General features: G+C 60.8%; 16 protein-coding genes and 3 tRNA genes. 12 read left to right on the top strand and 7 right to left on the bottom strand.

All coding sequences use genetic code 11. The annotated features are described in order from the left end of the window. The first annotated feature begins 36 nt into the window (after window positions 1-36). The 11 genes from rnc (at window position 37) to CFU_RS14760 (ending at window position 8,382) form a co-directional block, all read left to right on the top strand. Window positions 37-1,038 carry a ribonuclease III gene (gene rnc / locus CFU_RS14810; protein ID WP_014006849.1) on the top strand — a complete coding sequence of 334 codons (1,002 nt, stop codon included), beginning with the start codon at window positions 37-39 and terminating at the stop codon, window positions 1,036-1,038. Next, window positions 1,035-1,964, top strand: a complete 930-nt coding sequence (gene era / locus CFU_RS14805; RefSeq protein WP_014006848.1) for a GTPase Era — start codon at window positions 1,035-1,037, stop codon at window positions 1,962-1,964. Before rnc ends, era begins: the two co-directional genes overlap by 4 nt. Before the next feature lie 31 nt (window positions 1,965-1,995). Then, window positions 1,996-2,850, top strand: a complete 855-nt coding sequence (gene recO / locus CFU_RS14800; RefSeq protein WP_014006847.1) for a DNA repair protein RecO — start codon at window positions 1,996-1,998, stop codon at window positions 2,848-2,850. Between the two features lie 50 nt (window positions 2,851-2,900). Next, entirely contained in the window at window positions 2,901-3,662 is a 762-nt protein-coding gene (gene pdxJ, locus CFU_RS14795; RefSeq protein ID WP_014006846.1) for a pyridoxine 5'-phosphate synthase, read from the top strand. Window positions 3,663-3,664: 2 nt separating this feature from the next. After that, window positions 3,665-4,057, top strand: a complete 393-nt coding sequence (acpS, locus tag CFU_RS14790; RefSeq protein WP_014006845.1) for a holo-ACP synthase — start codon at window positions 3,665-3,667, stop codon at window positions 4,055-4,057. After that, window positions 4,054-5,103: a beta-N-acetylhexosaminidase gene (nagZ, locus tag CFU_RS14785; RefSeq protein WP_014006844.1), complete on the top strand. Its 1,050-nt coding sequence runs from the start codon at window positions 4,054-4,056 to the stop codon at window positions 5,101-5,103. The genes acpS and nagZ overlap by 4 nt, the downstream gene beginning before the upstream one ends. A 207-nt stretch (window positions 5,104-5,310) precedes the next feature. Then, a complete protein-coding gene (gene uvrC / locus CFU_RS14780; protein ID WP_014006843.1) occupies window positions 5,311-7,191 on the top strand; it encodes an excinuclease ABC subunit UvrC in 1,881 nt (626 codons plus the stop codon). Window positions 7,192-7,318: 127 nt separating this feature from the next. After that, the gene (gene pgsA / locus CFU_RS14775; protein ID WP_014006842.1) at window positions 7,319-7,912 is read left to right on the top strand and encodes a CDP-diacylglycerol--glycerol-3-phosphate 3-phosphatidyltransferase; all 594 of its coding nucleotides are present in this window, start codon (window positions 7,319-7,321) and stop codon (window positions 7,910-7,912) included. A 114-nt stretch (window positions 7,913-8,026) separates the two neighbouring features. After that, a tRNA-Gly gene (locus CFU_RS14770) sits at window positions 8,027-8,102 on the top strand. A gap of 120 nt (window positions 8,103-8,222) precedes the next feature. Then, window positions 8,223-8,296 (top strand) — tRNA-Cys (locus CFU_RS14765). Window positions 8,297-8,306: 10 nt separating this feature from the next. After that, window positions 8,307-8,382, top strand: a tRNA-Gly gene (locus tag CFU_RS14760). Between the two features lie 332 nt (window positions 8,383-8,714). Here CFU_RS14760 and CFU_RS14755 read toward each other — a convergent pair. Then, a complete protein-coding gene (locus CFU_RS14755; RefSeq protein WP_014006841.1) occupies window positions 8,715-9,158 on the bottom strand; it encodes an Lrp/AsnC family transcriptional regulator in 444 nt (147 codons plus the stop codon). Window positions 9,159-9,291: 133 nt separating this feature from the next. Between CFU_RS14755 and CFU_RS14750 the strand changes: the two genes are divergently transcribed. Beyond that, a complete protein-coding gene (locus tag CFU_RS14750; protein WP_041742119.1) occupies window positions 9,292-10,179 on the top strand; it encodes a DMT family transporter in 888 nt (295 codons plus the stop codon). A gap of 155 nt (window positions 10,180-10,334) precedes the next feature. On the opposite strand, the gene CFU_RS14745 is transcribed toward CFU_RS14750, so the two are convergent. The 6 genes from CFU_RS14745 to ureE all read right to left on the bottom strand — a co-directional run bounded on the left by CFU_RS14745 (window position 10,335) and on the right by ureE (window position 14,618). After that, window positions 10,335-10,898 (bottom strand): TetR family transcriptional regulator, encoded by a 564-nt coding sequence (locus tag CFU_RS14745; protein ID WP_041742118.1) that lies wholly within the window; start codon window positions 10,896-10,898, stop codon window positions 10,335-10,337. 89 nt (window positions 10,899-10,987) lie between these two features. Beyond that, the gene (locus CFU_RS14740; protein WP_041742117.1) at window positions 10,988-11,860 is read right to left on the bottom strand and encodes a pirin family protein; all 873 of its coding nucleotides are present in this window, start codon (window positions 11,858-11,860) and stop codon (window positions 10,988-10,990) included. Between the two features lie 188 nt (window positions 11,861-12,048). Further along, window positions 12,049-12,651, bottom strand: coding sequence for a HupE/UreJ family protein (locus CFU_RS14735; RefSeq protein WP_041742116.1), 603 nt, complete (start codon window positions 12,649-12,651; stop codon window positions 12,049-12,051). A gap of 76 nt (window positions 12,652-12,727) precedes the next feature. Beyond that, window positions 12,728-13,357, bottom strand: a complete 630-nt coding sequence (ureG, locus tag CFU_RS14730) for an urease accessory protein UreG (RefSeq protein WP_014006836.1) — start codon at window positions 13,355-13,357, stop codon at window positions 12,728-12,730. Window positions 13,358-13,392: 35 nt separating this feature from the next. Beyond that, window positions 13,393-14,073, bottom strand: coding sequence for an urease accessory protein UreF (locus tag CFU_RS14725; RefSeq protein WP_014006835.1), 681 nt, complete (start codon window positions 14,071-14,073; stop codon window positions 13,393-13,395). Window positions 14,074-14,087: 14 nt separating this feature from the next. Continuing rightward, window positions 14,088-14,618, bottom strand: coding sequence for an urease accessory protein UreE (gene ureE, locus CFU_RS14720; protein ID WP_014006834.1), 531 nt, complete (start codon window positions 14,616-14,618; stop codon window positions 14,088-14,090). Between the last annotated feature and the right edge of the window lie 21 nt (window positions 14,619-14,639).

The raw sequence follows: 14,639 nt of genomic DNA, 5'->3' as shown, positions 1-14,639 counted from the left end.
TCACAGCGGACGACAACCGTAAACGTCGACGGAAAAATGGACCTCATGTTATTGCAGAATCGGCTAGGCCACACTTTCAAGGATGCTACGTTATTGCAGCAGGCCTTGACGCATCGCAGCCATAGCACCTTGCATAACGAACGGTTGGAATTCCTCGGCGATTCGATCCTGAACTGCGTCGTCGCTTCGCTGTTGTTCGACCGTTACACCAAGATAGACGAGGGCGACCTGTCGCGGGTGCGCGCCAACCTGGTCAAGCAGCAATCGCTGTATGAAATTGCGCAAAGGCTGGAGTTGTCGCAATTCCTGCGCTTGGGCGAGGGTGAATTGAAATCCGGCGGCTTCCGCCGGCCTTCGATCCTGGCCGATACGCTGGAAGCGCTGTTCGGTGCGATTTTCCTGGACGCCGGTTTCGACGCCGCGCGCGACGTGATCCGCGCCTTGTACATCCCGATCCTCGATACGGTCGATCCCAAGACTCTTGGCAAGGACGCCAAGACCCTGCTGCAGGAATACCTGCAAGGGAAAAAGATCGCCTTGCCGCAATATAACGTGGTGGCCACGCATGGCGCCGCGCACAACCAGGAATTCGAAATCGAATGCCTGGTGCCGAAGCTGGATATCCAGGTCTTCGGCAACGGCGGCAGCCGCCGCGCCGGCGAGCAGGCCGCCGCCAAGCTGGCGCTGGAAGCCGTGCAAAAGGCATTCGTGAAAGCGCCGGCGGCGCCGCGCAAAGCCAAGCCGCGCACCGCGCAATTGAAACTGAGCGGGATCGCGACGATCCAGCCGGATGCGCCCGATGCCGCGCCGGACGATGCCGCCAAACCGGCTGCTCCGGCCAAGGACAAAGGCCTGGTTGAAGTCGCGGCGGCCAAGGCGCCTGCCAAAGCCCACGTGCCTGCCGCCAACGGCAGCGCTGAAGCGGCTGCTCCATCCAAGGCAGCCAGCCAGGCTGCGGAAACCGCGGCCGCCGCAACCCCGGCGGCAGCCCCATCCAATGCAACACCCCATACTACGAGTAAATCGAAAACCGCATGACAGACTCTACACCCCAGGCATCGACTGCTATATCGTCGGCTGCAACCGATTTCCGTTGCGGCTACATAGCTATTGTCGGTCGCCCCAACGTAGGCAAGTCGACCTTGATGAACGAGCTGATCGGCGCCAAGGTCAGCATTACGTCGCGCAAGGCGCAGACCACGCGCCATCGGATTACAGGGATCCAGACCGTGGCCGACACGCAGTTCGTGTATGTCGATACGCCAGGTTTCCAGACGCGCCATTCGAATGCGCTGAACAAGACGCTGAACCGCACCGTCACCACGACCCTGACCGCTGCCGACGTCATCCTGTACATCATTGAAGCCGGCACGTTTGGCCCGGCTGACCAGCAGGTGATGGCTTTGTTGCCGGCCAACGTGCCTTGCATCCTGGTCATCAACAAATCGGACCGGGTCAAGGACAAGGCCGTGCTGCTGCCGTTCGCACAGAAAATCGCCGCCATGCGCGATTTCGCCGCGGTGGTGCCGGTTTCGGCCAAGCTGCGCTTCCAGCTGGATAACCTGCAAGGCGAAATCCGCAAGCACCTGCCGGCCAATCCGCCGATGTTCGGCGAAGACGACATCACCGACCGCAGCGAGAAATTCCTGGCCGCCGAAATCGTGCGCGAAAAAGTATTCCGTTTTGTCGGCGATGAACTGCCTTATACCAGCACCGTCCTGATCGAGAAGTTCGAGCTGGAAGGCAACCTGCGCCGCGTGTTTGCGGCAATTCTGGTTGAGCGCGACACCCACAAATCGATGGTGATCGGGCAGAAGGGCGCCCGCCTCAAGGATATTTCCACCCAGGCCCGGCTCGACATGGAACGCCTGTTCGGCGGTCCGGTCTACCTGGAAATCTGGGTCAAGGTGAAATCCGGCTGGGCCGACAACGAAGCCGGATTGCGCGCCTACGGCTACGAATAAGCCCGCAGCCAGCATCCGCACTCCACTGAGCATGAGCGCCATCATCGCTGACGACACCGCCGGAGAAACCGCTGGAGAAACAGCCATGCCGTCCAGCGCGGCAGAAGAACAGCTGATCGCCGTCATCGGCGGCGCCGCAGCTGCCAGCCCGCCGAAACGCCGGGCGCGGCCGCTCGATACCCGCGTCACAGGCCAGCCCGGCTTTGTGCTGCACAGCTACCCGCACCGCGAAACCAGCCTGATCATCGATGTCTTCAGCCGCGATTACGGCCGCATCGCGCTGGTCGCCAAAGGGGCCAAACGGCCCTTGTCGAAATTGCGCGGCGTCTTGCAAACCTTCCAGCCGCTCTCGCTCAGCTGGAGCGGCAAATCCGAAATCCGCACCCTGATCGCCGCCGAATGGGTAGGCGGCTTGCTGCCGCTGGAAAAATCGGCGTTGCTGTGCGGTTTCTACCTGAATGAACTGCTGGTCAAGCTGGTCGCGCGCGACGATCCGCACGCGGCACTGTTCGATCACTACGTCACCACGCTGAACCAGCTGGCGCACCAGGAGCCGGCGCCCATCGTCCTGCGCCAGTTTGAACGGGCGCTGCTCAAGCAGACCGGGGTCGCAGGCGATTTCACGCGCTGCACCAGCAGCCGCCAGCCGGTCGATCCGGTTGAAAATTATGTGGTCGATCCCGAACGCGGCCCGCGCATTGCACGCGCGGCCGATTCCTGGCCGCGCGTCAGCGGCAAGACCTTGCTCGACATGGAGCGGGAAGACTACAGCGATGTCGTCACCCAGGCCCAGAGCAAGGTCCTGATGCGTTTCCTGCTGGCCCACCACCTGGGCGGCGCGCCATTGAACACGCGGCAGATCCTGATCGACCTGATGCAGCTGTAGAGTACAGATGACTGCCGCCGATAAATCCAATCCCATTACCTGAGCATACGATGAGCTATCTCAATCCTACCTCCGCTGTGATCGACCTTGGCGTCAACATCGACCACGTCGCCACCTTGCGCAATGCGCGCGGCACCACTTACCCCGATCCGCTGCAAGCGGCGTTGCAGGCGGAAGAGGCGGGCGCCGACGTGATCACCTTGCATTTGCGCGAAGACCGGCGCCACATCAAGGACGCCGACGTCGAAATCATCCGGCCGCAACTGCGCACGCGGATGAACCTGGAAGCGGCGGTGACCCAGGAAATGATCGATTTTTCCTGCAAGATCAAGCCCGAGGATTCTTGCCTGGTGCCGGAGCGCCGGCACGAACTGACTACCGAAGGCGGCCTCGATGTCGTCAAGTATTTTACCCAGGTGCAGGCAGCGGTGCGGCAGCTGCAGGCCGAAGGCATCCGCGTCAGCCTGTTCATCGATCCGGAAGCCGACCAGATCCAGGCCGCGGCCGAAATCGGCGCGCCGGTAATCGAATTGCATACCGGACGCTACGCCGAAGCGCACGATGAAGCAGGGCAGCGCAGCGAGCTGGAACGGGTGCAGATCGCGGTGCAGGAAGGCGTCAAGCGCGGCCTCAAGGTCAATGCCGGCCATGGCCTGCATTACACCAATACCCAGGCGATTGCCGCGATTCCCGATATCGCCGAGCTGAACATCGGCCACGCCATCGTGGCGCACGCCGTGTTCGTCGGCTGGAAAGCCGCCGTCAGCGAAATGAAGGCCTTGATGGTGAAAGCACGTCTAGACAAAGGTTAACCATGATCTACGGCATCGGCACCGACATCATCCAGATCCCGCGCATAGCGGCCGCGCTGCAGCGCAACGGCGACCGTTTTGCCGAAAAGATCCTGGGGCCCCAGGAAATGGAAAAATACCTGCAGCGTAAAGCCAAGGTAGAGGCGCGCGGCATCCGTTTCCTGGCGACCCGTTTTGCCGCCAAGGAAGCGTTTTCCAAGGCGCTCGGGCTGGGCATGAAGATGCCGATGACCTGGCGCGCCATGCAAACCTTGAACGCGCCCAGCGGCAAGCCGGTGGTCGTGGTCAACCCGGCGCTGGAAGAATACATGCAAAGCAGGGGGCTGACCGCCCAGGTATCGATTACCGATGAAGTGGAATACGCGGTCGCTTTCGTCATTGTGGAGAAATTATGAGCAGTGAGACTCACACGAAAAAACTGGCGGCGCTCGGTCCGGTCATGCTGGACGTGGTCGGCGCCAGCCTGAGCGCAGACGATATCCGCCGCATCCGCCATCCGCTCACCGGCGGCGTGATCCTGTTCACGCGCAACTACCAGGACCGCGCCCAGCTGACTGCGCTGACTGCGGCGATTCATGCGGCGCGTCCCGGCATACTGATCGCAGTCGATCACGAAGGCGGCCGGGTGCAGCGTTTCAGGACCGACGGTTTCACCCGCCTGCCGGCGATGCGCCTGCTCGGGCAGCAATGGGACCGCGATGTGCTGGGCGCTGTCGAAACAGCTACCGCCCTGGGTTTCGTGCTGGCCAGCGAGCTGCGCGCCTGCGGCGTCGACTTGTCGTTTACACCGGTGCTGGATCTCGATTATGGCGATTCCAGCGTGATCGGCGAACGCGCTTTCCACCGCGATCCGCGCGTCGTCGCCTTGCTGGCGAAAAGCCTGAACCACGGCCTGGCGCTGGCCGGCATGGCTAACTGCGGCAAGCATTTCCCCGGCCACGGTTATGTGCATGGCGACTCCCATTCGTCGCTGCCGATCGATGACCGAAGCCTGGCGCAGATCATGGAAGAAGACGTCAAGCCTTACGACTGGCTCGGCATGAGCCTGGCGGCGGTGATGCCGGCGCATGTGATTTATTCCAAGGTGGACAAGCACTCAGCCGGCTTTTCAAAAAAATGGCTGACTATCCTGCGCGAAGAGATCGGTTTCAACGGCGTGATTTTCAGCGACGATTTGAGCATGGAAGCGGCCGGGTCGGCCGGCGGCGTGCTGGACGGCGCCAAGGCTGCGTTGGCGGCCGGCTGCGACGTGGTCCTGATCTGCAATTCGCCGGACAAGGCTGATCAGTTGCTGGCAGGGCTGGATGCTGTCGATTCGTCGGCCGCATTCAGCGCTCGCTTGGCGACGCTGGTGCCACAGACGGCAGCTTTGGACTGGGAAACATTGCAGGCCGATGCGCGTTATCTGGCCGCCAGGTCGCTGGTGCAAGCGCTGCTGTAAGGTATCGTTTAGTGTAGTGTTTCGCACATAATGACACTTAATAAACGGCGTCTAGCCGACCGCGTCTTTTCGCGCCATGCGTCGTTACGAATCCTCGCGATAGGCCAGCTATCGCTCCGGTTCGCGCGGGGCGGCCATCCGCCTAGCCTGACACAAAAATCCACCATTTCTTAAGCGCCATTATGTGCGAAACACTACACTAGCATCATGACTGAAGCTGAAATTCCCGATCCGCGCGCGGTGGTGCTGGAGACCGTCGCCAAGCTGCCGAACCTGCCCGGCGTGTACCGCTATTTCGATGCAGCCGACAACATCCTGTATGTCGGCAAGGCGCGCGACCTGAAGAAGAGGGTCTCAAGCTATTTCCAGAAGAATCTCGCCAGCCCGCGCACCGCCATGATGGTCGAGCGCATCGCCCGGCTGGAGACGACGGTGACGCGCAGCGAAGCGGAAGCCCTGATCCTGGAAAGCAACCTGATCAAGTCGCTGCAGCCGCGCTACAACATCCTGTTCCGCGACGACAAGTCCTATCCTTACCTGAAAATCAGCGGCCAGGAATATCCGCGCATGGCGTATTACCGCGGCGCGGTGGATAAAAAGAACCAGTATTTCGGCCCGTTTCCGAATGCCTGGGCGGTCAAGGAATCGATGCAGATCCTGCAGAAGGTGTTCTTGCTGCGCACCTGTGAAGACAGTGTTTTCGCCAACCGCACCCGGCCTTGCCTGCTGCACCAGATCCAGCGTTGCAGCGCGCCTTGCGTGAAGCTGGTCAGCCATGAAGATTACCTGACCGATGTCGATAATGCCGCCAAGTTCCTGCGCGGACGCCAGACCGAAGTATTGTCGACATTGGATAAAAAAATGCACGCCTATGCCGCCGAGCTGAAGTTCGAGCAGGCGGCGGCGGTGCGCAACCAGATCACTGCGCTGTCGCGCGTACTGCATCAGCAAAGCATGGAAACCGTGGGCGACAGCGATATCGATATCGTCGCCGTCATCGTCCAGGGCGGACGCGCCTGCGTCAACCTAGCGATGGTGCGCGGCGGCCGCCACCTGGGCGACCGCGCGTATTTTCCAAGCCACGTCGACGGCGTGCTGTCGAGCCCGGAAGAAGCGGCGGGCGAAACCATGGAAGTCGCCGTGCTCAAAGCCTTCATGGCGCAGCATTACATCGATACCTTCATTCCCGGCACCCTGATCCTGAATATCGAATTCGACGAGCCGGCCCTGATGGTGGCGCTGATGGAGCAGTGCGGCCACCGCATCAACCTGCTGTTCCAGCCGCAGGGTCAGCGCCGGCAATGGCTGGAAATGGCGCACAAGGGCGCCGAGATTTCGCTGGCCAGGCTGCTCTCGGAGCAGGGCTCGCAACAGTCCCGGACACGCGCGCTGGTGGAAGTGCTCGGCCTTGAAATCGAAGACATCGACAGCTTGCGGGCCGAATGTTTCGACATCAGCCACACCTCGGGCGAGGCGACCCAGGCGTCCTGCGTGGTGTTCCATCATCACGCCATGCAAAACGGCGAATACCGGCGCTACAACATCAAGGACATCACGCCCGGCGACGACTACGCCGCGATGCGCCAGGTGCTGATGCGGCGCTACGAGAAAGTGGCCAGCGGCGACGGCATTACGTCCAACCTCATGCCCGACATCGTGCTGATCGACGGCGGCAAGGGGCAGGTTGAAATGGCGCGCCAGGTGCTGGCGGAACTGGGGCTGGATATCAGCCTGATCGTTGGCGTCGCCAAAGGCGAAGGGCGCAAGGTCGGACTGGAAACGCTGATCTTTGCCGATGGCCGCGCCGCACGCGAACTCGGCAAGGAATCGGCAGCCTTGATGCTGATCGCGCAGATCCGCGACGAGGCGCACCGCTTTGCGATCACCGGCATGCGCGCCAAGCGGGCCAAGGCGCGCCAGAGTTCGCGGCTGGAAGAGATTGAAGGGATTGGCGCCAAACGCCGCCAGAAGCTGCTGGCGCGTTTTGGCGGCCTGCGCGGGGTGGCGGACGCCAGCATCGAGGACATCGCCTCGGTGGAGGGGATATCAAGGCTGCTGGCGGAGGAAATCTACAAGCAGCTGCATTAGCACCCGCCGGCATTGTGTTGCAAGCCGGTTCTTTGCTTGTTGCTTTTGCAGGTTTTGTTTCCCAACTGCGGCATACTCCTAGATAATTAAAATATGAACAGTTGGCTCCTTACCCATAAAACCATTTATGCCATTTAATATTCCGATTTTACTGACCTGGTTGCGGGTTGCCTTGATCCCGTTGGTGGTCGGCGTTTTCTATCTTCCTGACCTCGGTTTTTCGACGCTGCAACTGGGCCTGGCGTCCACCATCATTTTTATCGTCGCTGCCGTGACCGACTGGTTCGACGGTTTCCTGGCGCGACGCTGGAACCAGACTTCGGCTTTCGGCGCTTTCCTGGATCCGGTCGCGGACAAGCTGATGGTCGCCGGCGCCTTGCTGGTGCTGGTGCACCTGGGCCGGGTCGATCCCATCATCGCGTTTGTGATCATCGGCCGCGAGATTGCGATCAGCGCCTTGCGCGAATGGATGGCGCAAATCGGCGCATCGAAATCGGTGGCAGTCAGCTCGATCGGTAAAATTAAAACCACGGCACAGATGGTCGCGATCCCAATGTTGTTGTATTATGGCGACCTGCTTGGCGTCGATACCCGTTTCTGGGGACAGGTGCTGTTGGTGATAGCGGCGGTGTTGACGGTGTGGTCCATGTTTTATTATTTGCGTAAAGCCTGGCCGCTGATAAAGGAAACCACCGCTGCAAAAGAAAACAACAAGCAGTGAAGTAAAATGTCGGTGTTTTGAAAATGCGTGATGAAAATTTTTCGAAATCGTTGACAATCTCTGTAGAACAACTATAATGTCGTCTCTGTAGTTGATACAGAAAAAGAAACAAATGCGGGAGTAGCTCAGTTGGTAGAGCGCAACCTTGCCAAGGTTGAGGTCGAGAGTTCGAGACTCTTCTCCCGCTCCAGATTCAAAAAAGGAAGCTGGAAAAAGCTTCCTTTTTTTATGTAAAATCAGTAGCTGATCGTGTTGCCTGGTTGAACTCAATCCAGCCAATATGCTCTGATTTTGCACTAGGCACACCCCTGGCGGGGTAGCAAAGTGGTTATGCAGCGGCCTGCAAAGCCGTTTACGCCGGTTCGATCCCGACCCCCGCCTCCAGACTCCATATGCGGGAGTAGCTCAGTTGGTAGAGCGCAACCTTGCCAAGGTTGAGGTCGAGAGTTCGAGACTCTTCTCCCGCTCCATATTCCAGGCAAGGAAGATGAATGTCTTCCTTGCCGTTTCAGTAAAAAATCCTGCCTTGATTTTCTCCTGATTTGCCCCGCAGAATTCTTGCGCGCATGGTTTTTCCGGAGTCTTGCCGCCGTTCGGGTGCCGATACAAGAGTAGATTCACCTTTCGCCGGGGCCACTTTCCAGATAGGACTGGGTTCCGGGAGTCTTCTCCTTTATCGGTAAACTGCCGGCGCCGCCAGCATGTGCAGGATGCTTTCGAAGATTCATGCCGCAGTATTTATCCAACGACTCGTTTGCAGCTGCAACCGGGTCGTTTTGCCATCCGCCGTCATGGCGTTTAGCTACTCGGCGCGGAACGGCGGCGGCCGCCGCTTGATCGGCTGCGCCTTGACGATCGCGGTATTGGTCTCGGCCTTGTCGGCGATGCGGTCGATGACCTGGTCCAGCTCGGCGATGGAACGCACGAACAGGCGCGCGATATAACAATCTTCTCCGGTTACCTTGTCGCATTCGCAGAATTCAGGCGTGTCTTCGATCAGTTTCTGGACGATTTGCAGCTTGCCGGGCAAAGGGCGGATGCGCACGATGGCTTGCAGCTGGTAGCCCAGCGCTTGCGGATCGATATCCACCGTGAAGCCGCGGATCACGCCGCGTTCCTCAAGCCGGTGCAGCCGTTCCGATACGCTAGGCGAAGAAAGGCCGACCTGCTGGCCCAGTTCTTTCAGCGAAATGCGCGCATCCTTAAGCAGGGTTTCGAGGATGCGCTGGTCGACATTGTTCAGCATTTTAGATTTCTCCGGATATTGATAATATCGCCTAATTTAATTAGGTATTGGCAGAAAACTTCCTTTGATTGAGCATGGAAAATGCCGTTGTAAAGTGAGATTATCAGGCTCTGACGGCTTTCGGGGACTTTATATGGACAAGAAGGTAAGCGGCACGGTTGAAATGACCGCCGCCATGATTATTTCGGGAACCATAGGCTGGTTCGTCGTGGTTTCCGGCCAGCCGGTGCTGGATGTGGTGTTCTGGCGCTGCGTATTTGGCGCGGCGACCTTGCTGGCTGTCTGCGCTGCAATGGGTCTGCTGCGCGGCGCCATTACCTTGCGCCTGCTGGCCCTGGCCGCGCTGGGCGGGGTCGCCATCGTCATCAACTGGCTGCTGCTGTTCATCTCTTATTCCCACGCTTCGATCTCGATCTCGACCGCGGTCTACAACACCCAGCCGTTCATGCTGGTCGGCCTCGGCGCAGTGTTCTTTTCCGAGCGGCTGACCCTCAACAAGCTCACCTGGCTTGCGATCGCCTTCGGCGGCATGCTGCTGATCGTGCTGGCGCAACCGGGCGCCGCCGACGGCGGCAGCAATTATCTGGCGGGCATACTGATGGCGCTGGGCGCGGCTTTTTTCTACGCGGTGGCGGCCATCATCGCCAAGAAACTGGCGGGTACGCCGCCGCACCTGATCGCGCTGGTCCAGGTCTGCGTCGGCATGCTGATGCTGGCGCCTTTTGCGCACCTGTCGGCGCTGCCTTCCGATATCGGCACATGGAGCATTCTGGTGACGGTCGGCGTGGTGCATACCGGGCTGATGTATATCCTGCTGTACGGCGCGATCCAGAAATTGCCGACCTACCTGACCGGATCTTTATCGTTCATCTACCCCATCGTGGCGATCGCGGTAGATTTCCTGGCCTTCGGCCACCGGCTGCAGCTGAGCCAGCTGGCCGGCGCTGCCGCTATCTTGATCGCGGCGGCCGGCATGAACCTCGGCTGGTCGCTGTGGAAACCGAAGGTGCAAATGCAGTGACCGCCGGCGCCGCGCTATTTCAACGAGGCCCTTAAGTCAGGGCGCGCGCAGCCTGCTGTTGACATGGCGCTGGCTCGAATACAGTAGGCAATCGACTATGCGTACTCCGGGCGCGGCCGGGGCAAAGCCGTCCTTGAATTCTGAGCAGGTTGCGCTTATGAATCGATGCAGGCCTGGATCGCGCTGCCGGTCCGGGCGGCAACCTGGTCCAGGCTGGTGTGCGGGAGAAAAGGCGAGAGCAGGGCATGGCGCATGGTGGCCAGGCCGATGATGTAGGACGCCGCCAGCGCCGCCCGCAACTCCGCATCAGGTCCACGCAGCCGCGCCGCCAGCGGCTGCACGAATTCGGCATGGAAGCGGTCGGCGACGATGGGTGCGGTCAGCTGGCTGCCGGCTGCGCGCAACAGCACGCGCAAGGCATCGAACTCCCGGTCCGGCTGCGGTTCGGCATCGGCCATGATCCGCGCCACCATGTATGCGCCAAAATCGCAGAGATCTCCCGTCAGATGTTCTTCCAGCAGGAAGCCGCCTTCCAGCACTTTCGCAAACAGCTTTTCCTTGCTCCCGAAATAGCGGTTCACCAGCGCCGCATCGACGCCGGCGTCGGCTGCAATGTCGCGGATGCCGACGTTCTGGTAGTTGTCGCGCGAAAACCATATGCGTGCCGCCGCCAGGATGCGCTCGCGGGTTTCGCCAGCATTTCTCGTGGGTGATTTCACCGATTTATTCCTTGTGTGGACTACATCACATATTTTGTCATCGGCTGTTGACTTTTGCAAGGTCTGGAAATGGAACTTGAAATCTATGCTTATGCTTCCGGCAGGGGGATTCGTTCATCGTCGCCCGGCACCGGATCGAAGCGTTGTTCGCGCCAGTTGTCTTTGGCGGTCTCGATCAGCTGCGGATCGCTGGCGACAAAATTCCACCAGATGGTGCGCGGCCCGTCGATAGGTGCGCCGCCCAGCAGCATGACCTGGGCCGCTTCGCTGGCGGCGATATTGACCGCCCGATCCGGTTCCAGCACGGCCAGCACGCCCATTTCCAGCGCTTCGCCATCGATGGTTACGCTGCCGCTGGCGACATACACGGCTTGCTGCGGATATTCCGGCTCCAGCGTGAACTGCGCGCCGGCCTGCATTTCGGCCGCGACATACAAGGTCGGCGCCAGCACTTTGACCGGCGCCTGCCGGCCAAAAGCGCGGCCGGCGATGATGCGCAGCTGGTAACCGTCGCCCTCGACCAAGGGCAGGCTGGCGGCCGGATGGTGGACGAAAGCCGGCGGCCCCTGTTCGTCGGCCAGCGGCAGCGCTACCCAGGTCTGGATGCCATGCAGGCGCCAGCCATTGGCGCGCTGCGTCGCGGGCGTGCGTTCGGCATGGACGATGCCGCGTCCGGCCGTCATCCAGTTGACGTCGCCGGGAATGATTTCCTGGTCGTTGCCGAGACTGTCGTGGTGGCGGATCGCGCCTTCGAACAGGTAGGTGACCGTCGCCAGCCCGATGTGCGGATGCGGGCGGACATCGATGCCTTTGCCGCTGGGGAAGTCGACCGGTCCCATGTGGTCGAAAAACAGGAAAGGTCCCACGCTTTGGTGGCGGCCGGCGGGCAGTACGCGGCGCACCACCAGTTCGCCGAGATCGCGGGCGCGGCCGGGTATCCGGTATGCAATCGAAGTAGTCATGTTATATCCAGTCCAGATGAGCAAAAAAGGAGTGCAATGATTTGTCACGATAAAAGACATTAGCATATTTGAATGGGCCGGGCCTCGTACAAAAAAAAGAGCCAGGTCTCCGCAGCAAAACTGCGGAAGAACCTGGCTTTTTGTTTGAGCAGCCGCAAGCCGCAGCTGCTCAGGAGATGCTTGTTTTTCTAGAATGCGCCGGACAGCAAATAACCGCCCACCGCCGCAATCGCCACGCCGCCCAGCCGCACCGCTTGCGCCGCCATTTTCTGGCCGGCGACCAGGCCGATCGCCAGTCCGAGCAGGTGCAGCAGCGCCGTTGCCGCCACAAAACCGACGCCATACCAAAGCGCCGAAGCGCCATGCGGCAATTCGCTGCCATGCGCATAACCGTGGAACAGCGCAAAGACCGAGACCACGCCGGCGCTGGCCCAGACCGGCATGCGGATGGCAAAAGCGATCAGCAGGCCAAGCACCGCGACCGATGCCGCGATGCCGGTTTCAACTCCGGGCATCTGCAAGCCGGCGAACGCCAGCAGTGCGCCGACCACCATCATCAGCGGAAACGCCAATGGCAGCACCCATAGCGCGGAGCGCTTGTTTTGCGCCGCCCACAAGCCGACCGCCAGCATCGCCAGCAAATGGTCGATGCCGGAGAACGGATGGGCAAAGCCGTTGTTGAAGCCGAATGCATCGGGATGGCCGGGATGGGCAAAGGCCGGGGCGATGCTGAGGGCGGCGCAAGCCAGCGCGCTGAGGCGGCCGTAAATACTGGCGGAAGGACGGGACATGGCAGGGCTCCTTGAAAATGGCTGTTTATTTGAAGAATTCATTTGAGTGCTCATTTAGGTTGCTCATTTGGGTTGCTCATTTGGGTTGATCAAGTAAGCCTTGCTGGCGGATGAAAGCGATCACTTGCTCAACGCCGTCGCCGCTGCGCAGGTTGGTGAAAATGAACGGCCGTTCGCCGCGCATCTTTTTGGCGTCGTGCGCCATCACATCCAGGTTGGCGCCGACGTAGGGGGCGAGGTCGGTCTTGTTGATGATCAGCAGGTCGGAGCGGGTGATGCCGGGGCCGCCCTTGCGCGGGATTTTTTCGCCGCCGGCGACGTCGATCACGTAGATGGTCAGGTCGGACAGTTCCGGGCTGAAGGTGGCCGCCAGGTTGTCGCCGCCCGACTCCAGCAGGATCAGGTCGAGATTAGGGAAATCGGCGCTCATGCGCGAAATCGCTTCCAGGTTGATCGAGGCGTCTTCGCGTATCGCCGTGTGCGGGCAGCCGCCGGTTTCCACGCCCATCAGGCGCTCCGCCGGCAAGGCGTCGGCGCGCAGCAGGATCTCCATGTCTTCCTTGGTGTAGATGTCGTTGGTGATGACCGCCATGTCGTAGCGGTCGCGCATGCCTTTGCACAGCATTTCGCACAGGGCGGTCTTGCCGGAGCCGACCGGGCCGCCGATGCCGACGCGCAGTGGATTGGATGTTGAGGAAGTGCTCATTTGGATGCCTGCTTAAAAATAGTGAATGTTTGGTTTCAGGAGCGATACAGGCGGCTGTATTGTTCTTCATGCTGCATCGACAGCAACGACAGGCCCGGCGCCCAGTTCGACAGTTCATGGTCGGCCAGTTCCTGCGCCTGCTGCGCCGCCAGCTGCAGTTCTGCCTGCAACGACAGCAGCAGGCGCTGGCCCGCAACCTGGCCTAGCGGGATCGACTTGACGCATACCAGCACCTGGTTTTCCGCCCAGGAAAACAGCATGCCCAGCAACGCCGCTTCGTGCGGCACCTGCAGCGCTACCGCGGCATAGGCGTAGGCGGTCGGCAACGGCAGTTCCGGCTGGGCCTGCAGGATCGCCAGCAGGGCGGCGTCGCCTACCTGCAATTCGATCGCCAGCTTGCCCAGCGAATATCCCATCTGTATGGTTTCGGCGCGGAACTCGGCCGTGTCGCGCGCCGCGATGAAGCGTTCAGTCCATAACGCCACGGCGGCGCCGTCGCGGCTTTCGAATGCTTGCAGCAGGCGCCACAAGACGGGCGCCTCGAATAGCGCCACTATTTGCTGCAGGTTGTTGCAGATCCAGCCGCGCGCCGATTCCGGATCCTTGACCCAGCCCTTGTCGATGGCCGTTTCCAGCCCCTGCGAATAGCTGTAGGCGCCGATCGGCAACGACGGGCTGGCCAGTTGCAGCAGATGGAGCAGCGCGGTTGCGTTCATCTTGTCTGCCAGGCTCAGGCGCCGGGCTCGCGGTCGGGCTCGTCGCTGGGCCGGTGGATTTTCTGGCGCAGCGGCACTGGCGCCAGCAAGCCGTCGTGATGATGGTGGTGGCCGCCGCCGTAGGCTCCCGATTCCGGCTCGAACGCCGCCTGTTCCTCGGTGACCGTAGCCTGCAGTCCCTGCAGCATTTCTTTCAGCACCGCGTCCTTGCGTATGCGCAGGAAACCGTCGCCGACATGGGCCTGGGTGTGGCGGTTGCCCAGGTGGAAAGCGCAGCGCAGCAGGGCGTGCGGACTGGCGCACTCGATGCGGTAAGTCGCTTCCGCTGCCGCCATGATCCTGACCACGCGTTCCTGGCCGCCGTCGTCGCTGCCCTTGAGCAGGTCGCCGTGGCGCAGCACGGTGCCGCGCACCGTGAATACGCCTACTTCCTCGCCGCTGCTCAAGGCCGCGCACAGGCGGCTTTTCTCGCGCAGTTCATAGGGCAAGACCAGCTCGCCTTCGATCAGGTCGGCGTGTTCTACTTTTGTGTTGAGGATTAACATCTTGCTTTCGTCGCCATAAAA

Origin of the sequence: Collimonas fungivorans Ter331 (assembly GCF_000221045.1) — a bacterium.
GTDB lineage: Bacteria > Pseudomonadota > Gammaproteobacteria > Burkholderiales > Burkholderiaceae_D > Collimonas > Collimonas fungivorans_A.
The sequence above is the reverse complement of the archived record's forward strand: the minus strand, read 5'-3'. Positions and strand labels throughout refer to the sequence as shown.